Source organism: Fibrobacter sp. UWB5, from assembly GCF_002210295.1.
GTDB lineage: Bacteria > Fibrobacterota > Fibrobacteria > Fibrobacterales > Fibrobacteraceae > Fibrobacter.
This window is the reverse complement of record NZ_MWQH01000001.1, coordinates 620,820-644,489: the sequence shown is the minus strand read 5'-3', so window position 1 is coordinate 644,489 and position 23,670 is coordinate 620,820. Positions and strand designations below refer to the sequence as shown.

Sequence of the window (23,670 nt, the reverse complement as noted above, 5' to 3'; positions counted from 1 at the left end):
ACTACCTCTTTACTCCATTCACTTTAAAAACCTTCCCGTTTGCTTTTTTCAGGTACACGCCGGCGGCGCTGTCGCGGCTACCAAAGTCTACATAGTAGCGGGCGGCAGCATTTGCCGGAACAGCCTGCACGGCGCGGCCCCCGATCACGGTCGTTCCACCGATATCCTTTTCGCCGGCGTACAAGTCAGCGTTCATCCAGCCCACGTAATCGATGTTTGCCATGCCATCTTTCGAGGCGCTCACAAACTTGAGTTCGCTGTAGCCCTTTTCGAGCGGCACCTTAATGGTTTGTGCCTCCCAAGTGGTCCAGCCACCAGTAGAGCCCATGCTCACCCCTTGAACTAATAGCACATCGCCCACGTAGATGTCGTAGCCGCGAGCGCCCGAGCCACCGTTTGCAAAGCGGATTGTCAAATCGTATTCGCCCTTTTTCGCGGCGGTCACGCCGTAAGTTACGTAGCTACCCGTTTCGTTGTCTACATTGGCGTAGCCCTCGCCCACAAAGCCCGTGTTGGTCGCTTCTTTAGCGCCCTTGATGTCTACAAAGTTCACGCCATCGATGAATGTCTTGCAGGTATCGCTCCCGCAAAGTACTGCCGGCGGCGGAGGCGGAACGTAGGTGCCAGACATCTTTTCAAGCGCTTCTAAATAAGCGGCTTCCGTCGAAAGGATTGCACTGCCGTAGTCGCCTGCCCACTGGTAACCCGTGCGGCGTTCCTCGCTGATCTTCATAAAATCCTGCGTCTTGGTGCTGGCCCCGTCGCGGTCGCAGAAAAAGTAGTCGTCGCTATTCACCTCGTAAAAGCGGAACCACAACGAAGAGCCCGCCTTGTCGACTACACCGGCAGTCTTGCTAAAGGCTTTGTCTTTCAGCTTGTTTTTCTTGTACCAGGCAATGGCCCCTTTGACCGCCTTCTGAATTGCTTCGGTCTGTTCCGGCCAATTCATTAGGAACCACACCACGCCCATTGATTCGTTACCGGACTTGCTCGGGAGTTCGTAAGCGCGGGCTCCCACCGGAGCGAGGCTGTTCGTGTCATGCTGGGCGCACCACACCGTCAAATTTCCGTTGTTTACAATCTGCGCTTTGAGCAAGTAATCAATCGCCTTGTCCATCGCGCCCTGCATTTTGCTGCGGGTTGCATCGTCAATGATGTCGCTATCGAAAGGCGAAGTCTTGTTTGCAATGTCCATCATCGTGACCATCGCGCGGATCATGGCGTTATCGTTCAGCGTAATCTGGTCGCTGTAATTGCCACGCTTGGGCCACACCTGTGGAAGCCCACCCTTGGAGCGCTGCATGGTCAGCAAAAAATTCACGGCCTTGTTAAAACTCGTCTTGAAAGCCGCCTTGTAGTTGGAATTCGTTGTCTCCTTATACCGGAGAGCCAATAAACGAATTTCTTGGATGGTTGCATTGTTGTCAATCGTCGCTAAGTCGCCGCCGTCCTTGGCTCGCCATTCCGACTTTTGCCCGCCGGAATAAGCACTTTTGTACTTGTCGGCCATCGCCTTGTAAAAACCGCCGTTGCTAATTTGCCACGTGGTCATGTTGTAGGTATACTGGTCAATGTCCATGCCAGACGCCGCCTTCGTCAGTTCCGAATAGCCGCGATAAGAATTAATCTTCGAAACCGCCGTCGAAGGGGGAACATAATCCGCCGCATACGACGACACCGCAAACATCAAACCGAACGCGCCCATGACCGGCGCAGGCAACTTCCAAACACTCATAGCATCCTCATTTTGCGAGCACACCCGCACATTCGTTTTAAATCTACCTTATTTATAGAGGTTGCGGTCAAACAAAAGCACTTTTTTCGTAGTCCACGGACAACTTTTGCGCGTATTTTAGTCCACATTTGCACAAAAATGAAGGTTTTCGCAAGAAATTAAAGAAAAATTTTACAGAAATTGTAGTCCACAATTAAGCAAACAACAGAATTTTTCATTAGCGAGTACAGCCCACCCCGGCGAGCCGGGGATTGCCCTGAAATTTCTATCTTTGTATTCGTATGAATACCAAGATTTACTATACTCTGACTGACGAGTCGCCGTTCCTGGCGACTCAATCCCTGCTCCCCATCGTCCGCGGCTTTGCAAAGGCCGCCGATATCGATGTGGAAACCAAGAACATCTCGTTGCCGGGCCGCATTCTGGCTGCTTTTGGCAAGGCGAGCGACGACCTGGAATTCCTCGGCAAGCTTACGCTTGAACCGGATGCAAACATCATCAAGCTCCCGAACATTTCGGCTTCTGTGCCGCAGCTCAAGGCCGCCATTGCCGAACTCCAGAAGAACGGTTTCGATGTGCCCGACTATCCGGACGCTCCGGCGAACGACGAAGAGAAGGCAATCCGTGCCAAGTACGACAAGGTGAAGGGCTCCGCCGTGAACCCGGTGCTTCGCCAGGGCAACTCCGACCGCCGCGCTCCCAAGGCCGTAAAGAACTTTGCCCGCAACAACCCGCACAGCAACGGCAACTGGAACACTTCTGTAAAGACGCATGTGGCAAGCATGCAGGCCGACGACTTTTACGGCAACGAAAAGTCCATCACCATGGCCGACGCCGACACGTTCAAGATTGAATTTGTCAATGAAGCAGGCGAAGTCACGGAACTCCGTGCCGCAAAGCCGCTCCTGAAGGGCGAAATCATCGATGCGACCGTCATGCGCATGGCATCGCTCGAAAAGTTTATCGCGAATGCGATGGCCGAAGCGAAGGCGAAGGGCCTGCTGTTCTCGGTGCACCTGAAGGCTACCATGATGAAGGTCTCTGACCCGGTGCTGTTCGGTGCATTCGTGCGCGTGTTCTTCAAGGATGTATTCACGAAGTATGCCGACTTGTTCAAGGAACTCGGCATCGATGCCAACAACGGTCTGGGTGATTTGTACAAGCGCCTGGAAGGCAATGCGAAGGAAGCCGAAGTTCGCGCAGCCATTGACGCCGCTCTTGCTGCGGGTCCGGACCTCGCCATGGTGGATTCTGCCAAGGGCGTTACGAATCTGCATGTGCCGAGCGACGTGATTATCGACGCCTCGATGCCTGCGATGATTCGCAATTCCGGCTGCATGTGGAACAAGGAAGGCAAACTGCAAGAAGTTGTCGCCTGCATTCCGGACCGCTGCTACGCCGGCATTTACGACGAGACGATTGAATTCTGCAAACAGAACGGCGCATTCGACCCGAAGACCATGGGCACTGTGCCGAACGTGGGCCTCATGGCCCAGGGCGCCGAAGAATACGGCAGCCACGACAAGACCTTTGTCGCTAAAGGCAAGGGCATTATCCGCGCCGTCAACAGCAAGGGCGAAGTCCTTTTGCAGCAGAATGTTGAAGCAGGTGACATTTTCCGCATGTGCCAGGCCAAGGACGCTCCGGTGCGCGACTGGGTGAAACTCGCCGTGACGCGCGCCCGCCTCAGCAACACGCCGGCGATTTTCTGGCTCGACCCGGAACGCGCTCACGACCGCGAAATCCAGAAGAAGGTCGAAGCCTACCTGCCCGAACACGATTTGAACGGCCTCGACATCAAGATCATGAGCCCGCGCAAGGCGATTGTCGAAACCATGAAGCGCGCGAAGGCTGGTCTCGATACCATCGGCGTAACCGGCAACGTGATGCGCGACTACCTCACCGACCTCTTCCCGATTCTCGAAGTCGGAACCTCTGCAAAGATGCTCAGCATCGTGCCCTTGATGGCGGGCGGTGGCCTCTACGAAACAGGTGCAGGTGGTTCTGCCCCCAAGCAGGTGCAGCAGTTCCTCGCCGAAAACTACCTCCGCTGGGATTCCCTCGGCGAATACTTCGCGCTGGTGCCCGCCTTCGAACAGGTCGCCCTCAAGGACGGCAACAAGAAGGCGAAAGTTCTCGCCGACACGCTGGACGAGGCGAACGGCAAGATTCTCGAATTCAACCGCACGCCGGCCCGCAAGATCGGCGAACTCGACAACCGCGGCTCACACTTCTACTTGGCGCTCTACTGGTCCGAGGCTCTTGCCGCCCAGAAGGACGACGCCGAACTTGCAGCCAAGTTCGCCCCGGTCGCCGACGCCTTGAAGGCCCGCGAAGCCGAAATCGTCGCCGCGTTTGCCAACCAGCAGGGCAAACCCGCTGATATCGGCGGCTATTACCTGCCGAAGGCTAATCTCTTAAAGAAGTGGATGCGCCCGGTAGCGGAATTCAACGCCGTCATCGACGCATTGTAATTTTACGCGCTGTAATTCGCACTCCGCACATGACGCGCCGAAGCGCGTTATAAGACGCCGGACAAGCCCGGCACAAGATTCGGTCTTATTTCCTCGTGAAATAAGGCCGTTTTCTTATGTACACGAGAATTCGCAAGTTCTTTTTCCGGCAAAAGCCTTTTGTATGTAAATTTACCTTGGAAGGTATTATTATGAATTTTTCTAAAATCGCTCTTTTCGCCGTTGCCGCCTACGGTTTTTCGCAGGCAGCCATTACGGGCAACGTCGTCGACGAATCGGGGGCACCCGTCAAGGACGCCGCCGTCACCGTCAGGACTCTCCCGAACTTGCTCGCAAACGCCCGAACGCTCACGAACGACAAGGGAGCCTTCAAGCTCGGCAACGCCAAGAAAGACCAAAGCATCATTGTGCGCAAGGCGGGGTTCCTCCCCGAAACGCTCAGCGTTGCCCCTGGTCAAAAGAAATACGACAACATTACCTTAAAGCGCGACCCCATCGAAAATAGACTCGACGAAATCATGGCGGGCATGACCATTGACGACATGATCGCCCAGATGACGCAAGCGAAAGTTCCCAAGCTCAACTGTGGCGAAGGCGTTTGCGGTTCCGCCCTCGAAGGCGGCGGTGCCTACACCGCCGATTTCTACAAGAGCGCCTGGAGTCAAAAAATCCCTGCCACCTACGGCAAAGACAACGTGCACGGCGTCGCCGACGTAAAAGGGGCAACCATATTCCCGCACAACATTGGTCTCGGCGCCACCCGCGACTCAGCGCTTGTACGCAGAATCGGGCAAGCCGTCGCCGAAGAAATGTGGGCCGCCCACATTGACTTGAATTTCGCACCCGCCATCACTGTACCGCAAGATGAACGCTGGGGCCGCGTCTACGAAGGCTTTGGCGAAGACCCCGAACTCGCCGTGAGCCTGGGGGCCGCATTCGTGCGCGGGCAACAAGGCGACCATAACGATGCCGAATGGCGCGTGATTACCACCATCAAGCACTTTATCGGCGATGGCGCCACCAAAAAAGGCTACGACCGCGGCAACGCCATCATCTCTAAAAAGGACCTCTACAAAAAATACCTGCCGCCCTACGAAGCCGCCATCGAACAAGGCGCTTTGAGCGTCATGGCAAGCTTTAACCAAGTGAACGAAATCCACCAGCACATCGATTCTACCCTGCTCACAGGCGTTCTCAAGACGGAACTCGCCTTTGACGGCTACGTGATTGCTGACTGGGAAGGCATCGAACATTCCACGACGCCAGGCGCTGCAGGCAACTACTTCGCCGGCGAAGTCACCGACATGTCTTCGAAAGACGCCATTCGCGCTTCCATTAACGCAGGCCTCGACATGGCCATGGTTCCGCAATCGGTACACAACTTTGTCAAGACCATGAAGGTACTCCTTGCCGAAGGGAACATTAGCGAAGACCGCATCAAAGACGCCTGCCGCAGAATATTGCGCGCCAAAATCCGCGCTGGCCGAATCGACAACCCCAAGGGCCCTGCCGCTTACGTCGGCGTTACCAAGAACATCGGTAGCAAAGAACACCGTCAACTCGCCCGCGAAGCCGTTCAAAAAAGCCTCGTCATCCTCAAGAACAACAAGGTTCTTCCGCTGGATACCAACAGCAAAGTTTTTGTAACCGGCAGCCACGCCAACAATACCGGCCTGCAATGCGGCGCCTGGACGCTCGGCTGGCAAGGCACCCTCGACGAAGTCCCCGGAGCCACCTCGATTCAAGCCGGATTCGACGAAGTCGCAAAAGGCTCACGCGTTGAAACCGCCGAAGAAGCAGGCACCATCGTGTACGTTGTCGGCGAAGTCCCCTACGCCGAATGGTTCGGCGACTACCGCGGCGATGACTTCAACAACAAAATCATCTTCAAAGAAGACCGCACCGACATGTCTTTCAACAGCACCGACGAATATATTACGCAGATCAAGGCCTGGCAAAAAGCCGGCCACAAAGTCGCCGTCGTGCTCATCACCGGCCGCCCGCTCCCCATCACCTCGTTCATCAAGACCGCCGACGCCTTTGTCGTGGCATGGCTCCCCGGCAGCGAAGGCGCAGGTGTCGCAGACGTTCTCTACGGCAAGGTAAAGCCCACCGGCAAGCTCCCCCACACCTGGCCCAAAGACGCCAAGCAAATTCCGATCAACGTCGGTGACGGCAAAAAGGGATTATACCCGTACGGCTACGGGCTGACGTACTAGAAACCCCTCTCGATCTGCCAAGTGGCTGGAGGCCTAACGCGGACGTAAAATGATCATCTTTATTCGTTCAACCTATTGACATTTGGCTTATAATTAAGTATATTCTTATTGGGCTGGTCGAAAGACCCAGGTCCATCTCTGGCGAGGAAGTTCCTCGCTTTTTTTGTGGAGAGAATCTTGAAGGAACTAAGCGTTTTCATCGATGAATCGGGGGACTTTGGCGAATACAGCCCACATTCTCCGTACTACATAATAACAATGGTGTTCCATAAGCAGGATATCGACATTCAGGAAAACGTCCACCGTCTTGACACGGAATTGTCATATCTCGGACTAGATAATCTTTGCATCCATACCGGCCCAATTATCCGCAAGGAAGAAATTTACAAAGACTTGAGTATCGTTGAACGGAGACGTATTTTCAACAAAATGATGGCGTTTATTCGTTCTGCAGGGATTCAATATAAATGCTTCTCTATCGAAAAAAAGCACATCAAAGATTCTGTAGAAGCAACAGGCAAACTTTCAAAGCAAATTTCTTCATTTTTAAGAAGTCATTATGATGAATTTCTCACTTTTGACGATGTCAAAATTTACTACGACAACGGACAAGTTGAAGTAAGCAAGCTTTTATCGTCCGTATTTAACGCTCTGTTGCCCAATCCGATTTTTCGAAAAGTGATGCCATCCGATTACAGATTATTCCAAGTCGCAGACTTTATTTGCACGATGGAACTTATAAACCTGAAACTTGAAAGCAACCTTTTCTCAAAGTCAGAAATGGCATTCTTCGGCAACAGGAAAGATTTGAAGCAGAACTATTTGAAAACCCTAAAAAAGAAGGAGTGGAATTAACAAGTCACCCACTCACGGGCGTTCCCTGCTACGCAGGGGCGGGCTCTCGCGGCATAAAATTGCGGCCTCACGCCGCAATTTTTCCGCCTAGAGTGCCGAGCGCGGGACACCAGCGGCCCTCCCGGCCCTTCGGGCTTCGATCCCTAACGCGGAAGCACTCTTGCAAATCAGACTGCAGTTAACGAAGCATATATCTGCGCAATATAGTACTCCCTAAATCGGAAATAATTATGCACCATAGCGAAAAGGGATATAAAGAACGCCACATAAAGCGCCCCACTCCAGAAATCACCGATAATCAAGCAATGTACAGCAAGCAGCACTAGCAAAGCAACAGGTTGTTCGGTTTATCCGAACGACCACTTTTTTGTCAAATCCCCTGATTTTTTTTTGTAATTTCGAATTTTCCGAATTAACAAGCGCTTCATTCGCCCTCATCAAAGGAGATCCCGGCTTCCCCGTTCCGAGGACCATATCCACTAAGCAGCAAAGCTGCAAGTGGCTATTGGCAAGCCCGAGAAGACATTCTGACTGCAACCCCTCCCCACGCCATATTCCCCGCAAAGGGGCGGGTAGGCAAGCGAAATCCCGTGCCCACGATAAGCGTTGGGTTGGGTGGGTAGGGAGAATTTCCTCGCCATAGAAAAGGGCTTTCGGCCCTAGATAACTTGATACACGAAGATGCGGCCTTCGTCGTATTTGGGCTTAATAAGAAGCTATTTGCCAGATGCCTCTAGCAGCAAACGTCGGTCTATTGCGTGCTCATCGGCAATCCACTTCTCGAACTGCTCGACTTCTTTGTCCAGCTTGGAATGGTCGGGCTTGCGAGAACGCGAAAACAGGGCGAACACGTCGCTCTTTTTCAGCATTTGCCTAAATTCCGATGAAATAATCCGCATGACAGTCCTCCGCTACCAAATCGAAATTCAAATCAAATGAATCCGGCCTCTTTCAAAATCAAATCAGCCTTCCGAATTCGCTCGGGAAAGTCCTGCTTTCCGCGCACCTTTGTAGCGCGTTCGGCCGCCAGGGCGAACGCAAGGGCTTCTTGCCCCTTCAAGGTCGGTATAGGTCTGATTTCAAGTGCCATAGCCTAAATATAGAATTACAAACCACAGGAGTCAACACCCGAGGCACCCCATCCTAATTCGAAAGCAGCATCAGGTCGAAATACATCATACGCGTATGCAACGCTGCCGACACGCCTGTTCTTGAAGGAATTGTTCACCCCAAGACGACCAATAAGTACGGCAGGATAAATCAGGTCGCGCTTTTCCCACGGAAGTTGCCTGCCTAAGTTAGAAAGGCCATTTGCCTTCGGCCCTCAGCTTAGCGATACGTTCCGCATTGCGCGTTTCAAAACCTTTCCACTCGGCAATCTGCCGGGAAAAGTCGATAGAGCCACGGTTCTGCTCGGCAATCTCCGCATTTTCCACGAAGGACTCCGCAGCCGCGCCCGTCAAGATCGGTATGTTGCTAATAGGTAAAGCCATAATTGCCCCCAATATACATTTTTCAAAAAACAAATCTAGACACTAAAATCGAAAATTGTGCAATCTATTGATTGCAAGGTTTGTAAAAAAAAACGAGCGCTTCCAGCTGCACATTCCCTTTTCACCCGCCTAGAGGGCCGAGCGCGGGACACCAGCGGCCCTCCCGGCCCTACGGGCTTCGATCTCCCCTAAAGGGAACCATAGCCACTAAGCGGCATAGTCGCGAGTGGCTGGAGACCTAACGCAAAAACTACCGTTTAGCTAAAAATTCTTCGCGCACAAGTTCGTAAATATAATCGGCGCTACGGGCACGCAATCCCGTGTCAGGCGCGTTCAATGACTCGAACACCTTCGTCTTGTATATGAAGGCAAAAGCGGACTCCAAATCCAAGGAGAACTCGTTCATCAAAAGCTGAACGTTTTTCTCGACAATTTTTGATACGAGAGATTCGCTTTGAGCTGCCGTCATTATTTTACCCGATGCAAAAGAGAAATTGCACGATCCGTCAAAAAGCAGAACTGATTGTTCAGGTCCTTGTATTCAAGTTCCTTTGCTAGTTCTTCCAAAGTCCGCAGGCCTTCTTCGTACAAATTCAACAAATAGGCAACTCCGTCATCTGCAATGGGCCCTTCCCCAGATTAATTTGGGAAAAGTCAGAATTGGTCCCATGATACAGAATCATCCAATGGACCCACCGTTATTTTTGCAGACGGCGACAAGGTCGTCCAAGGCATCTTCCACAGGCAGAAGATGTTCCGAAGGATAGCAGTCATCTAGAAACCGAATTCCCTTAAACTTGCACAGGTAATCAGCCGCCCCCTGAAGCGTCATTTGGAAACGCCGCGCAAAAAGACGGATGCACATGTTCACGTAAGGTATTTTGTACTTGTCGGCCATAATTTGAATATAGATTATGTAGTCGTTAAAAACAAGCCGGATTTCATTTTCGGGCAGAAAAAGGAGTCAAAAACATATAAAAGGCGTTCCCTGCTGCACAGGGGCGGGCTCTCGCGGCATAAAATTGCGGCATGGATTTTACCCGGACACGTTCCGGGGCCGCAATTTTTCCGCCTAGAGTGCCGAGCGCGGGACACCAGCGGCCCTCCCGGCCCTTCGGGCTTCGATCCCTAACGCAAAAAGCATAAAGAAATAATCTTTGATATAAAAAAGATGCTCGTTACGAGCATCTTTTTTTAACACGTCACTCTTTTTGATATTATACCGAAGCAAGAACCTTTTTGGGTTTATTCACATTCTCGTTCTGTAGAATAATCTGAGGTTCCTGACGCGGGTGAATTTTGTCAAGTTTTGCAGAAGAACTTTCAATAAGCATCGATGCCAAATTCAGCATATTTTGCGTCGCTTCAATTTCAAAACTGGCAATGCCTTCAAGGATAGCGTCATCGTTGACGGCGTACTTTTGCAGTTCTTTCACCAAATCGACTAACTGACAGTAACTCGCCTTGATTTTTTGTGCGATATTTTGCGGTTTAGAAATAGTAATGGTCGTTTCGTAGCCAAGTGTAGCCAAGAACGTGCACATATCATCAACTTTAATTTGATCGTTGCTTGCACTTTCCAGCTTAGAAATGAAAGACTGGGATGTCTTCATTTTCTTTGCCATTTCGGATTGAGAAAGATTCGCCTTGGCTCGGAGGATTGTCAGGTTTTGACTAATGCTGTAGTTCTTGATGTTTTCCGTTACTTGTTTTACAGTCTCTTTTTCAACTCCCATTTCGTTCATTAAATCTGATATGGTCGATATTCTCTGGTCCATGTTGATCTCCTGAGGGGTGGGTTGCATGTCGCTTCATAGCGTTTGGATAAACTGATGTCCAGCCTTAATGTCCTTTTGTTGCGATTGTTTATCGCCAATAGACGTCAGGTGGATTATCCGGACTTGTTCCTGCGGATAAATGTACAACCTAAGTTGTACACCTCCTTTTGGAGGCCGTTGATCTATAGCAAGCAAACCTTTTTGTTCGTTATGAACAAACGGGAGCGTTCTTTTGGCTTGTTCCGTATTCCCACGGTTGCACTGCTTGCGGCATAACGACTCCTATTATTTCATTTTCAGTCCTTTAGTAAAAATGGATTTATTTCATTTTGGAATAATATATATAATTTTTATTCAAATTTCAATGAAATTATTCCATTTTGGAATAATTTTACATTTTTCCACTCATCAAAGGAGATCCCGGCTTCCCCGTTCCGAGGACCATATCCTCTGTGTGGCTCGGCACTTTAGTGCCGCTACCAATTTATTATGACAACACAGCCACCGATGTAACTTGGCTTCATAATACTCCGAACTTTGTTCGGTTAGTATTATGCCAAGGTACTCTAAGCAGCAAAGCTGCAAGTGGCTATTGGCAAGCCCGGGAAGACAATCCGTCGACAGGTTCACCAGCAATCCTTAGCATTCCCACCCCTGCCATACACCCCCCTCAACAGGGTTGGGTGGGTGGGGAAGATTTCCTCGCCATAGAAAAGGCCTCCTTCCCCCAAAAAGCAACTAAACCAGTTGTTCGGTTTTACCAAACAGCCACTTTTTTGTCCAATCTTCCTTTTTTGCATAATAAAGGAGATCCCGGGTCAAGCCCGGGAAGACAATCTAGCGGCAAGTTCACCAGATTTCCCAGGCATCCACATCCGCGTCATAATACGCCCTCAACAGGGCGGGTGGGTGGGCGAATTCCCGTCCACGCGATACACCTGGATCGAGCGGACAGACTCCCCTCCCCGCCAAACAAAAGCATACAATTTTATTATCTTTGTGCATCCCCCTCCATTTTGTGACAAATTATCGAGGATAAGAAGGAAATGAAAGTCATTCTGCCAGTCGCCGGCAAGGGCGAGCGCATGCGCCCCTACACCAACAACCTGCCCAAGTGCCTATTGCCCGTGGGCGGCAAGACTATCATTGACTGGATTGTAGAAGACACCCTCCCGCTCAAGCCCACCGAAACCATCTTCATTACCGGATACAAGGCCGAGAAGATGGACGAATACCTCAAGGCAAAGCGCGAATGGGGCAACACACGCACAGTACTCCAAAGCGACCCGCAAGGCCTGGGGCAAGCCATCAGCCTTGCACTCCCCTACGTGAATGACGACGAACCGCTGCTCATCATCCTAGGCGACACGCTCTTCGACGCAGACATCCAGAGCCTCGCGAACGCCACCGAGAACGTCCTTTACACCTACAAGGTCCAGGACCCGCGCCGCTTTGGCGTAGCCGTCACCAATGCGAGCAGGCAAATCGAACGCCTAGTCGAAAAACCTCAAGAATTCGTAAGCGACGAGGCTATCGTCGGAATCTACTACATCAAAGACGTCAAGGAACTCAAAAAGGCGCTCCAGCACCTGATCAGCAACGACATCCGCACCCGCGGAGAATTCCAGCTGACCGACGCACTCCAGATGATGATTGAACAGGGCTGCAAATTCCGCACCGCCCCCGTAAAAGAATGGCTGGACTGCGGACTCCCCGAAACGCTAATTCAGACCAACACCTGGCTACTGCAGAACAGGCCCAAGCTCAACAACATCTGCCACGTCGTCAGCCACAACAAGTCCATGAACAACGTCAAGCTGATTCCCCCATGCAACATCGGCATGAACGTAATCATCGAGAACAGTACCATCGGCCCCAACGTGACCATCGGCGACAACAGCGTCATCAAAAACGCGAACATTCAAAACTGCGTTATATGGAAAAACGTGGAAGTCCATTCCTCGCAAATCAACGGCCAAGTCATAGCCAAATGCTAATGGACTGGAGGGGCAAGTCTTCCCCTCGCTCGCACTGCGTTTGCGCAGTAGCTCGCTACCCCTTCGCCTAAGGGCTCCGCCCCTAAAACCCCGTAATTCATCTGGCAGAACTAGAACCATATATAGGACTGCTTTATTATTATATTTAGCCCCAAAAGAACAAATTAAAGAAGGATTTATTATGAACGTCTTGTTGACAGGTGGCGCCGGATATATTGCATCGCATACAATTGTTGAACTTTACAAAAAAGGCCACTCCGTTGTCGCTGTCGACAACCTGGTGAACTCCTGCGATGAATCTCTGCGTCGAGTTGCTGAAATCGTCGGTCAAGAAATTCCCTTTATCAAGGCAGACGCCCGCGATGCCGCTGCCATGGACAAGATCTTCAAGGAAAACCATTTTGACGCTTGCATTCATTTTGCCGGTCTCAAGGCTGTCGGCGAATCTGTAGCCAAGCCGCTGGAATACTACGAAAACAACATGAACGCTACCTTCGTGTTGCTCAACGCCATGCGCAACAACGGCGTGAAGAACATCATCTTCTCGTCGTCGGCAACCGTGTACGGCAACCCTGCCGAAATTCCTATTACCGAGAACTGCCCGAAGGGCGCCATCACCAACCCTTACGGACAAACCAAGTCCATGCTGGAACAGGTGCTCATTGACGTGCAGAAGGCAGACCCCGAATGGAACGTGGTCTTGCTCCGCTACTTTAACCCCATCGGCGCACACCCGAGCGGGAAAATCGGCGAAGACCCCAACGGAATTCCGAACAACTTAATGCCCTACATCACGCAAACTGCCGTTGGCATCCGTAAAGAACTGGGCGTGTTCGGCAACGACTACGACACCCCCGATGGAACCGGCGTGCGCGACTACATTCACGTTTGCGACCTCGCCTCGGGTCACGTAAGCGCCCTCAAGGCAATCGAAAACAAGTGCGGTCTCGCCATCTACAATTTGGGCACAGGTCATGGCTATTCTGTTTTAGACGTTGTGAAAGCCTTTGAAAAGGTAAACAACGTGAAGGTTCCCTACAGCATCAAGCCACGCCGTGCAGGAGACATTGCCACCTGTTACTGCAACCCCGAAAAGGCGTTCAAGGAACTCGGTTGGAGGGCCCAGTACGGCATCGAGGACATGTGCCGCGACTCCTGGAACTGGCAGAAGAACAACCCCAACGGGTACGGCCACCACTAGGAACCGCAAAAAAACATTTTGTAACCTTTGCATAGCAACACCCTGCAAGAGATACACAGGAATATTTCATAAGAACATTTTTCGACGTTTTATTCTCTCTGGAATAAGAGAAATTGTATCTTTCCAATATTGGATTTCTTGTAGAACGGTGTTTAGTGGATCAAAAGAGAACCAACTGAGCGAACATTTTCTTTTGTAAAGCCAATGCTTCAGCGAATGCGATTCCTTCTTTTTTTGCGGATTATTTCGTCCGAAATTTCCACCGATTATGGTGTTCTTGTATAAACGCAATCCTCTTTTCTCATCCGGAGCACAGAGCATCATTTCGCGCGAGAGACCAAACGTTTTTTCAAGGACCCACATTATTCCCGCACAAGCCCTCGTCAAGCCAAATTGCCTTATTTTACCCCATACGAACTTTCGATCATCATCACTTGAATGCGTAAGCAATATAAAGTAATCCATAAAGTGACGAAACCCAACGCCTTCATTGACACAATGATAATATAGGTGTTGCAACTGCATTATCAACGCAAAACGAATGCTCGGCGAATAAAACCCCTCGGGTACAAGTGTTGAATTTTTCAATTCAGTGAAGAGAACTTCTTGGAGTTCCTTGTTCCTAAACAAACTTTCCGTAGGTCTATGATGAATCTCGATTTCTATGTCATTCTCATTGCGAAAACTAATATGGCGAGATTCTTTATACGAATCTTTACGTCCAGAAATAAGCCCCATATCAAGCAGCAAATGTTCCACCTTATCATAGCCGCCTGGCACCCAGATATCAATATCTCCAGCCTGCCTTGACAGTGGGTCAGGGTATAAACGTGCGTTCGCTTGGCCTTTTAGAACAATGCATTGAACGCCTTGTCCGTCAAATAGCTGTGTATAACGAGCCGATTCCTGGTTCATTTGACGATTTTTTCCACGAATCGCCTCTGTAATAAATGATAAATGCATGGTTAACCGGCGAGGCGGTCGTTGTTCTACGGGCAATCGAGAAATGGCATTGAAAAATACTCCTTGTACGGTCTGTTGTTTCGCCATTTTAAAAAGTTTTTGCCATTCTTCTTCTGTTGGCTTGTACGGAAAAACCTGAGACACGCCCAATGCAAATCGCAAAAGATGACAGAATACAACATCCAAAGATTCTTTCATATACACTTTTAGGGAACAGATTTTATACAATCTCTATAAGATACAAGAAAGGTCCCCTTGGGACCATTTCTTGTATCAGTCAAATTATTAGTACTTTCGCCAGACCATTTTATCAACGATGCCGGTGTAGCTCTGAATGATTTTCACAACCTTCGTGCTGGCATTTTCTTCAACGTAGTCCGGCACAGGGATGCCGTAATCACCATTAGCGTTCATCGTGACGGCAGTATCGACAGCCTGCAACAGAGACTTTTCGTCAATGCCTGCGATAAAGAAGCATGCCTTGTCGATTGCTTCGGGGCGTTCAGTACTGGTACGAATACACACAGCCGGGAACGGGTGGCCGACACTCGTAAAGAAAGAACTTTCTTCAGGAAGCGTACCGCTATCGCTAACGACGGCAAAAGCGTTCATCTGCAAGCAGTTGTAATCATGGAAGCCGAGAGGTTCATGCTGAATCACACGCTTGTCAAGCTTAAAGCCACTAGCAGCAAGACGATTGCGGCTACGCGGATGACAGCTGTAAAGAATCGGCATATCGTACTTTTCAGCCATCTTGTTGATAGCCGTAAAGAGGCTATTGAAGTTCTTTTCAGTATCAATATTTTCTTCGCGGTGGGCGCTCAGCAAAATGTACTTGCCCTTGGTAAGGCCAAGACGAGCATGAATATCGCTAGCCTCGATAGAAGCCAAATTCTTGTGCAAGACTTCTGCCATAGGGCTGCCCGTCACATAGGTACGTTCCTTGGGCAAGCCACAATCAGCCAAATAACGGCGAGCATGTTCAGAATATGCCATATTCACATCGCTAATGATATCAACGATGCGACGGTTGGTTTCTTCGGGCAGACATTCATCCTTGCAACGGTTACCGGCTTCCATATGGAAGATAGGAATGTGCAAGCGCTTTGCCGGAATAGCAGAAAGGCAGCTGTTGGTATCGCCAAGAATAAGCATAGCATCGGGTTTGCAAGCAACCATCAGCTTGTAGCTGCAATTGATAATGTTACCCACAGTTGCGCCCAAGTCATCGCCCACTGCATCCATATAGACTTCAGGATCCTTGAGGCTCAAGTCCTTAAAGAACACGCCATTCAAATTGTAGTCATAGTTCTGACCCGTATGCGCCAAGATGCAATCGAAGTACTTACGGCATTTGTCGATAACGGCTGCAAGGCGAATGATTTCAGGGCGAGTACCCACGATAATCAAAAGTTTAAGCTTGCCGTTATTGGCGAATTTCACATCACTGTAGTCTGTTTTAAATTCCATATTGTTTTTTCAGCTCCTCAATTCTTTCTACTTTTTTATCAAAAGAATCCCTAATATACCATATTTCAGATTGGCGAATAACCTTCGCGGGCATTCCTGCAAGTAAAACATTATCCTCTACACAGTCTTTATTTACCAAAGAATTGGCTCCGATGGAAATTCCATTACCCAAATTTACCTTAGATGTAATCTTTGCTCCTGTAGACAAATATAAACCATCTCCAATATTTTTGCCATTATCGGATATGCAAGTTGATGTATGAAGAACTGCATAATTTCCAATTCGATTAGAACCACCAATTACAATCGTACCATAATGAGGAATAACAACCCCATAACCAAGAGAATCATATCCTATAGAAAAGCCTAGTTTCAATCCCAATTTACGATACCTTGCGTAATGTACTCCTAAAAAGATTTTATTCAAAACACCTTTTTGATGTTTGTAATAAGAGACTATACGCATTTCTTTCAGGAAAGAAATTATATAATTAGGAAACAAAAGAAGCTTTATTTTGCAGAGAATTCCCCCACCAAAACAACCATTCATTATTCTATCGGCATTTATAACGAACTTTAATTCTTTTTTTGTCCTAATTTCCATAAGAACAACCCCTATAGCGCTACCTTTTCGCCGAAGGTATCGGGATGGTTGGGGTCGAAAGATTCGTTAGCCCACATGACAGTTACCAAATTCTCAGTATCAGAGAGGTTAATGATGTTGTGAGTATAGCCAGGCAACATGTGAACTGCTTCAATCTTTTCGCCGCTCACTTCGAATTCAATCAATTCGTCAGTGCCAATCTTGCGTTCCTGAATCAGGGCGCGACCGCTAACCACGATAAAGAATTCCCACTTAGTGTGGTGCCAATGTTCACCCTTGGTGATTCCCGGCTTAGACACATTCACGCTAAACTGACCACAATTCACTGTCTTCAAAAGTTCAGTGAAGCTACCGCGAGCATCCACGTTCATCTTGAGCGGGAAACAAACCTTTTCTTTGGGCAAGTAGCTCAAGTAAGTGGAATAAAGCTTCTTCGCAAAGCTATTGTTCGGGATTTCCGGCATCACCAACGTATTCGGCTGGTTATGGAACACGTTCAGCAAATCAACGATTTCACCGAGTTTAATCTTGTGGACCGTCGGAACAGCGCAGTATCTGCCGTCATCTTTCAGAATGGTTTCTACACCATCAAATTCGGCATGGTGTTCGCCACCCTGCAGGGCAGCAATCATTTCAGCAACCAAGTCGTCAATATAGAGCAATTCCATGTCCACATTCGGATCATTCACCTGAATGGGCAAGTCGTTTGCGATGTTATTGCAGAAGGTTGCCACGGCGCTGTTGTAGTTCGGGCGGCACCACTTGCCGAACAAGTTCGGGAAACGATAAACCAGCACACGCACGCCGTTTTCTTTACCGTATTCAAAGAACAGTTCTTCGCCAGCTTTTTTGCTACGGCCATATTCACTATTGCCGAAACGACCTGCAAGCGTAGCCTGAATACTACTGCTGAGCATCACGGGGCACTTGTTATTATGCTTTTTGAGCGTATCGAGCAATGTGCTAGCAAAGCCGAAATTTCCAGCCATAAATTCGCTGTTATCTTTCGGACGATTCACGCCAGCCAAGTTAAACACAAAGTCGGCCTTGGCGCAATATTCATCCAACTGTTTCGGCGTAGAGTCAATATCATAGCCATAAATTTCATTTACGACAAGCCCCGCATGGGTACGATCCTTGCCATCGCGGATACATTCGAGAGCCGCAACCAAATTGCGGCCAACAAAGCCCTTGGCTCCAGTAACAAGAATATTCATTTACTTGCCCGCCTTAGCGAGTTCTTCGCGAATGTAGCTCAAAGTAAGGAGTTTTTCCTTGACCTGTTCAACATTCAAAAGCTTGGTATTGCTGCTGTTAAATTCGGTAAGGGTATTACGTTCGGTATCGCCCTTGCTGAAGTACTTATCGTAATTCAAACCACGCTTGTCGCAGGGCACACGGTAGAAGTTACCGAGATCCACTGCATGAGCACATTCTTCGTTAGTCAAAAGTGTTTCGTACATCTTTTCGCCATGACGAATGCCAATAACCTTGATCTTGGACTTATCGCCACCGAACAATTCGCACACAGCTTCTGCTTGGGTTTGAATGGTGCAAGCCGGGGCCTTCTGCACCAGGATATCGCCCGAGACACCGTTTTCGAATGCGAACAGAACCAGGTCCACGGCCTCATCCAAACTCATGATGAAACGAGTCATGGAACCTTCGGTAATGGTAATCGGATTACCTGCACGAATCTGGTCAATCCACAAGGGGATGACGGAGCCACGGCTGCACATCACATTACCATAACGAGTGCAACAAATCTTAGTTTTTTCAGGAGCCACCGTGCGGGATTTTGCCACAATAACCTTTTCCATCATGGCCTTACTGGTGCCCATGGCGTTCACCGGATAAGCAGCCTTATCGGTGCTCAAACAAACAACGTTCTTTACTCCTTCGTCAATAGCGGCTGTGAGCACGTTGTCCGTACCAAACACGTTGGTCTTAACAGCTTCGAGCGGGAAAAATTCACAACTCGGCACCTGCTTAAGTGCTGCTGCGTGGAAAATGTAGTCCACACCATGCATGGCATTTTTTACGCTGGAAAGATCGCGAACATCGCCAATGTAAAACTTGATCTTGTCGGCCACTTCGGGCATTTTGGCCTGGAATTCATGGCGCATATCGTCTTGTTTCTTTTCGTCACGGCTGAAAATGCGAATTTCACCGATATCCGTCTGCAAGAAACGGTTAAGAACCGCATTACCGAAACTACCCGTGCCACCCGTAATCAGAAGTGTTTTGCCATTGAAAATAGTCATGATTAATTGTTCCTTATTTTTTTCTGTTAAAATCTAGCTTTTTATTTTGTAGGGAGAAGCCATCTCCCTTGCTTTAGCTACCGCACAGCAAGCGTCTTTGCTTGGTAGAAAGCGACAAAATCGTCAATTTAACTCTTCTACAATGTCCTGACCACACATTCTCCTCATACACTCACATAGACCTATTATCAACTTTTTTGAAAAAAAGGAATTTAGGACTTCGTCTGAAGAGAATAATCAAAAAATTTCTTTAATGAGGAGATGTAATTCTCAACATACTTAGACATAAAAAGATTCTGTTCAAAGAAGTCGATATTTGCTTCTTTTTGCAAGCTGATTCTTCCATTAATTTTATTAGTGTATATTTCTTGTAAAATTCTAGAGCAACCATCTTCATCTGAATAATCATAGCAATGTATTCCCGCAACATTCTTTTTTTCAAACCACTTATTTCCTCCAGTTTTGGAAATAACAACAGGAACTCCTTGACGCAAAACCTCTAGTAAAATTATGTCAAAATAGGTTTCTCTGTTTGGCAAAATAAACACATCAATTTCTTTTAACAATTCACTCGTTTTAATCCAGCCTAATTCTATCCATCGAGAATCCTGCAGTCCCTTAAGAGGATATTCTTTTCCCCCAACAATAAAAAAAGCATTGGGAAGTTTTGTCCAAGTTCGACAGGCGATTTTTTTTAACTGATCATAACCTTTAATCTCATTATGACGTCCAATATAACAGATTTTTAAGGATTTTTCTGGAATACTAAACTTATCTAAAAGATTGATATTCCGAACTTCCTCATTTAAATGATTAATTGCTGTAGGAACATAGAACGTTTTTTCCTCAATAAGATCAAAAATTCTCTTATGGTAGAAACTTCTATTTGCATAAGGTTCCCGAGCTTCTGCCACAGGAAACATCACCAAATCGGCTCTTTCATAAGCCTTTATTTCTCGACGTAAAAAGAAATTTCTTATGCATGGCATGATTTTAAACAAAAAATCCATACCAAATCGCTCAATTTCCTCATCAATAAGAGGTTCTGGAGTATGCGTTGTTAAAATCACCTTCGTCTTAGTACTTTTATAATTAAGAAACGAACTCAAAATCTCGTATGAGCCATGAACATGGACAAAATCATATTTTTGCAACAAGGATTTATCTTCATCAGACAAATGATTTTTTTTGAAAAACAACGCGTAAATTGTTAACAAAAAGAATAAGAAATTATTCTTTTTGATAAAGTTGTAAATTTTTCTTTTTAAAGATTTGTTTTGAGAATTATCTGTTTGTGCAGAAACTTCTACAGAATCGCAGCATTTGCTTCCCGGATAAAAATCTATTTCATCACAGGGATGTTCATCTAAATAGGATTTTATATTGTAACAATACCCATTTGGCCCGCCCTTATTAATCAAAGGGATATTTTTCGTCCAAATCAGAACTTTCATTATTAAACCTCCTTGATACACAGCACCTGTTCAATAACTGGAGCCATATCATAGTACTTGTATTGTGCCAGTCGACCGCCAAACACAACATCCTTTTCTGCAGACGCCAGTTTACGGTATTCTTCAGCCAAGGCATTATTACGTTCATCATTGACAGGATAATAAGGTTCCATCCCGTCTTTGTATTCTGTTGAATACTCTTCCGAAACAACCGTCCTAGGACAATCGTAAACAGTCTGTCCGAACATTTCAAAATGTTTGTGTTCAATAATACGGGTATAAGGCTGATCATGCGACGTATAATTTACGACGGCATTTCCCTGGTAATTCGGGGTGTTTTCGACACGCGTCTTAAAGCTGACCGTACGCCAATCTAGCTTTCCGAGCTTGTAACCGAAATATTCGTCAATAGCTCCTGTATAGACGAGTTTATCCGCCACATCACGCCAATTATTTTTGTATTCTGCGAAGAAGTCTACGCCCGTGCGAGTTTCAACGCCCTCCAGCAAGCCGTCAATAAGCTTGTTGTACCCACCAATAGGGATTCCTTGATAGCGGTCATTGAAGTAATTATTATCAAAGACCAAACGCACCGGGAGACGTTTGATAATGAACGCAGGCAAGTCCTTGCAATTTCTGCCCCACTGCTTTTCGGTGTATTCCTTGATGAGTTTTTCAAAGATATCCTTACCGACAAGCGTCAGCGCCTGTTCTTCAAGATTAGCGGGCTCACGGCCATTTAAAGCCGACAGAGCCTCTGCCTTCTGCTCTTCAATTTTAGCTTGGGCTTCTGCCGGAGTGGTTACGCCCCACATCTGGTAGAACGTATTCATATTGAACGGCAAGTTATAAAGCTTACCCTTATAATTTGCGACAGGACTATTCGTGTACCGATTGAATTCCACAATAGAATTCACGAAGTCCCACACCTGCTTGTTGTTGGTATGAAAAATATGGGCGCCATACTTATGAACATTTATGCCCTCCACATTTTCGCAATAAACGTTTCCACCCAGATGGGGGCGTTTGTCAATGATCAAGCATTTCTTGCCTGCCTTCACAGCACGGAATGCAAAAGTCGCCCCGAACAGGCCGGAACCTACAACAAGATAGTCATACTTTATATTCATTTTTTTCCTTTACAGCTAAACCTATATACTCGCAATTATTTTTGCGTCCATTATACCACATTAATTCTTTATTTTCTTTTATAACAACAGCCGGTTTATAACAGGCATGAGCGTCCCAAGAATCTTTTGATGGCGCAATACAGAGATTATTTTCTGATCGACACCATTCTAATCCGTCTTTAGATGTGGCAAAACAAATTCTTGCAACATCAAGATTCTGGTAGCCAATGTAGTACATAATATATGAACCATCCGCAAGTAATTTTACATCACACCCGCCAACCTTATAGAGCTCCCACTCACGAGATTCTATTTTCGTAAGTACAGGGCGATCAAATTTTTCCCATTTGTCGCCATCTATACTTTCTGCATAAAAAATAGCATCGGGTTCATAATTTTCACCTGCGGCATACCACATACGAAATACGCGTTTTTGTTCATCCCACAACACACAAGGATTCATTACGGAGCGCCCTTCTGCTTTTAAAGTTGGCGAAAGAATCGGTTTGCTTGTTGCAGGTCTTTTAAATTGCCTTAAATTGTTACTAGTAAGATGGCCGATACATCCTTTGCCGTTATTTTGCCCAGTATACCACAAATGCCAAGTTCCACAAACATTAATAACACAAGCTCGGTTAACTACAGTTTCCCAAGAATTCTTTACGCCATGCAATATGGTAGACGGTCTTGACCATCGCACCCCATCTTTAGAATGAAGCGATATCAAGTTTCCCGACTTTCGTTCGGACGCAACCATAAGGAATGAATCGCCATAATTCATCACAAAGGGATCGAAAATCGTTCCTGTCAGTTCATTTCCATAAACTGGCGAACGGTTCAATTTTTTCCATCCGTTAGATTCTGCAGGGAAATCATAACAATGCTGCTGATTCAAGCCCCTCTGATAAGCAAATTGTTCAGCTTTTTTCTTTCCTCCCAAAAGGAGCCATTCTATTTTATTTTTTACTCTTCCTAAAACGTACATCGGTTCCACTTGTCTAAGCATACCGATTCTTTTTTTCCACTTATCTAACTTAAAATACTGTCTATTGACTTTGTAAAACAAATCCAGACTCTCATTTTGGGCAATTCTTTTATAGATGAATTTATTCCGAGAGCTGTGCAAGGCTGAAATATTTGGAATAACAGAACAAAAACCTTTAACATGCTCTTTTATGTATTTCCATTGGTCTTCTGAATATTGGTACCTAGCGAAATTTTCAAATACCCAAATAACCCTTTGGAAATACAAGTCATATACATCCATTATAGAGGAGTATTCATTTACCAGCATTTCCTGGAGATAGCGCAAGATTTCACAAAAAGTTTTAACGGATTCATCAGAACCCTTTGTCGCCTTGAGTGTTGTCAAAATGGAATTTTGGCGAATATTATAAAACAAAGTTTTTTCAGAGCAGAAGGCGATTGTTTGAGCAGACGCACGAAAACGAAAATCGAAATAGTAATCTTCAAATATTCTATGTACAAAACAAATCCTGTTTTTTCGAAGGAATTCTGTCCGAAAAAGTTTATTCCATACTTCAATGTGCATATCCGGTTTGTGATTCACCATCCATACGCCAGCGCCATTATGACAAACAACAGTATCAGGATATTGATTTTGCCCGAGCTGACGCAATGTTTCATCTTCAACCCGTTCAACAGAACCTACAACAGCATCAGCTTTTGTCTCAACAGCTTTTTTATAAAGAACAGAAAGACAATCCTGCGAAATCCAATCATCTGAGTCAAGAAAGAATATGTATAGCCCATTTGCGTTGTTGATTGCGGTATTTCTTGCTGGACCTAATCCCATATTTTTTTCATGCCGAATAATTCGGACAATATTTCCTCTAGCATGACTAGCAATAACGCGGTCAACGACCATCATGCTATCATCCGTTCCACAATCATCAACAAGAATGATTTCATATTTCTCTTGAAAGTCTTGATCTAATGCAGAACGTAATGACTTTTCCACATATTTTGATACATTATAAACGGGGATAGCGATTGATACTTTAATCATTACT

At 47.1% G+C, this 23,670-nt stretch carries 21 protein-coding genes; 5 read left to right on the top strand and 16 right to left on the bottom strand.

Annotated elements, in window-relative coordinates:
• Position 1 precedes the first annotated feature (1 nt).
• Positions 2 to 1,735 carry a pectate lyase gene (gene pelA, locus B7989_RS02750; protein ID WP_088627078.1) on the bottom strand — a complete coding sequence of 578 codons (1,734 nt, stop codon included), beginning with the start codon at positions 1,733 to 1,735 and terminating at the stop codon, positions 2 to 4.
• A 281-nt stretch (positions 1,736 to 2,016) separates the two neighbouring features.
• On the opposite strand from pelA, the gene B7989_RS02745 reads away from it, so the two are divergent.
• The 3 genes from B7989_RS02745 (at position 2,017) to B7989_RS02735 (ending at position 7,283) form a co-directional block, all read left to right on the top strand.
• Positions 2,017 to 4,209 carry an NADP-dependent isocitrate dehydrogenase gene (locus tag B7989_RS02745; RefSeq protein ID WP_088627077.1) on the top strand — a complete coding sequence of 731 codons (2,193 nt, stop codon included), beginning with the start codon at positions 2,017 to 2,019 and terminating at the stop codon, positions 4,207 to 4,209.
• Between the two features lie 191 nt (positions 4,210 to 4,400).
• On the top strand, positions 4,401 to 6,428 hold the full coding sequence (locus B7989_RS02740) for a glycoside hydrolase family 3 N-terminal domain-containing protein (protein ID WP_088627076.1): 2,028 nt from the start codon (positions 4,401 to 4,403) through the stop codon (positions 6,426 to 6,428).
• Between the two features lie 177 nt (positions 6,429 to 6,605).
• Positions 6,606 to 7,283, top strand: coding sequence for a DUF3800 domain-containing protein (locus B7989_RS02735; RefSeq protein ID WP_144264948.1), 678 nt, complete (start codon positions 6,606 to 6,608; stop codon positions 7,281 to 7,283).
• A 716-nt stretch (positions 7,284 to 7,999) separates the two neighbouring features.
• Here the strand turns inward: B7989_RS02735 and B7989_RS13820 are convergent.
• The 7 genes from B7989_RS13820 to B7989_RS02710 form a co-directional block, all read right to left on the bottom strand.
• Positions 8,000 to 8,182 carry a hypothetical protein gene (locus tag B7989_RS13820; RefSeq protein ID WP_144264947.1) on the bottom strand — a complete coding sequence of 61 codons (183 nt, stop codon included), beginning with the start codon at positions 8,180 to 8,182 and terminating at the stop codon, positions 8,000 to 8,002.
• Positions 8,183 to 8,214: 32 nt separating this feature from the next.
• Positions 8,215 to 8,373 carry a hypothetical protein gene (locus B7989_RS13940; RefSeq protein WP_158212851.1) on the bottom strand — a complete coding sequence of 53 codons (159 nt, stop codon included), beginning with the start codon at positions 8,371 to 8,373 and terminating at the stop codon, positions 8,215 to 8,217.
• 208 nt (positions 8,374 to 8,581) lie between these two features.
• Complete coding sequence (locus B7989_RS02730; RefSeq protein ID WP_088627074.1) at positions 8,582 to 8,776, bottom strand: hypothetical protein; 195 nt, start codon at positions 8,774 to 8,776, stop codon at positions 8,582 to 8,584.
• A 250-nt stretch (positions 8,777 to 9,026) separates the two neighbouring features.
• A complete protein-coding gene (locus B7989_RS02725; RefSeq protein WP_073318775.1) occupies positions 9,027 to 9,245 on the bottom strand; it encodes a hypothetical protein in 219 nt (72 codons plus the stop codon).
• Entirely contained in the window at positions 9,245 to 9,376 is a 132-nt protein-coding gene (locus B7989_RS02720; RefSeq protein WP_198959539.1) for a hypothetical protein, read from the bottom strand. The genes B7989_RS02725 and B7989_RS02720 overlap by 1 nt, the downstream gene beginning before the upstream one ends.
• Before the next feature lie 79 nt (positions 9,377 to 9,455).
• Entirely contained in the window at positions 9,456 to 9,674 is a 219-nt protein-coding gene (locus tag B7989_RS02715) for a DUF3791 domain-containing protein (RefSeq protein ID WP_088627072.1), read from the bottom strand.
• A 319-nt stretch (positions 9,675 to 9,993) separates the two neighbouring features.
• Positions 9,994 to 10,554: a helix-turn-helix transcriptional regulator gene (locus tag B7989_RS02710; RefSeq protein ID WP_083585284.1), complete on the bottom strand. Its 561-nt coding sequence runs from the start codon at positions 10,552 to 10,554 to the stop codon at positions 9,994 to 9,996.
• A gap of 1,046 nt (positions 10,555 to 11,600) precedes the next feature.
• Here B7989_RS02710 and B7989_RS02705 point away from each other — a divergent pair.
• On the top strand, positions 11,601 to 12,551 hold the full coding sequence (locus B7989_RS02705; protein ID WP_088627071.1) for a sugar phosphate nucleotidyltransferase: 951 nt from the start codon (positions 11,601 to 11,603) through the stop codon (positions 12,549 to 12,551).
• Between the two features lie 181 nt (positions 12,552 to 12,732).
• Entirely contained in the window at positions 12,733 to 13,752 is a 1,020-nt protein-coding gene (gene galE, locus B7989_RS02700) for a UDP-glucose 4-epimerase GalE (protein ID WP_088627070.1), read from the top strand.
• A 66-nt stretch (positions 13,753 to 13,818) separates the two neighbouring features.
• Here the strand turns inward: galE and B7989_RS02695 are convergent, their stop codons facing one another.
• The 8 genes from B7989_RS02695 to B7989_RS02660 form a co-directional block, all read right to left on the bottom strand.
• Positions 13,819 to 14,913 (bottom strand): nucleotidyltransferase family protein, encoded by a 1,095-nt coding sequence (locus B7989_RS02695; RefSeq protein WP_088627069.1) that lies wholly within the window; start codon positions 14,911 to 14,913, stop codon positions 13,819 to 13,821.
• Positions 14,914 to 15,000: 87 nt separating this feature from the next.
• Complete coding sequence (locus B7989_RS02690) at positions 15,001 to 16,185, bottom strand: UDP-N-acetyl glucosamine 2-epimerase (protein WP_088627068.1); 1,185 nt, start codon at positions 16,183 to 16,185, stop codon at positions 15,001 to 15,003.
• Positions 16,175 to 16,789 carry a hypothetical protein gene (locus B7989_RS02685; protein ID WP_088627067.1) on the bottom strand — a complete coding sequence of 205 codons (615 nt, stop codon included), beginning with the start codon at positions 16,787 to 16,789 and terminating at the stop codon, positions 16,175 to 16,177. Before B7989_RS02685 ends, B7989_RS02690 begins: the two co-directional genes overlap by 11 nt.
• Positions 16,790 to 16,800: 11 nt before the next feature.
• Entirely contained in the window at positions 16,801 to 18,006 is a 1,206-nt protein-coding gene (locus B7989_RS02680; protein WP_088627066.1) for a capsular polysaccharide biosynthesis protein CapF, read from the bottom strand.
• On the bottom strand, positions 18,007 to 19,053 hold the full coding sequence (locus B7989_RS02675; protein WP_088627065.1) for a polysaccharide biosynthesis protein: 1,047 nt from the start codon (positions 19,051 to 19,053) through the stop codon (positions 18,007 to 18,009).
• A gap of 212 nt (positions 19,054 to 19,265) precedes the next feature.
• A complete protein-coding gene (locus B7989_RS02670; RefSeq protein WP_088627064.1) occupies positions 19,266 to 20,507 on the bottom strand; it encodes a glycosyltransferase family 4 protein in 1,242 nt (413 codons plus the stop codon).
• 2 nt (positions 20,508 to 20,509) lie between these two features.
• Positions 20,510 to 21,637 (bottom strand): UDP-galactopyranose mutase, encoded by a 1,128-nt coding sequence (glf, locus tag B7989_RS02665; protein ID WP_088627063.1) that lies wholly within the window; start codon positions 21,635 to 21,637, stop codon positions 20,510 to 20,512.
• Entirely contained in the window at positions 21,621 to 23,666 is a 2,046-nt protein-coding gene (locus tag B7989_RS02660) for a glycosyltransferase (protein ID WP_088627062.1), read from the bottom strand. The genes glf and B7989_RS02660 overlap by 17 nt, the downstream gene beginning before the upstream one ends.
• Positions 23,667 to 23,670: the final 4 nt, after the last annotated feature.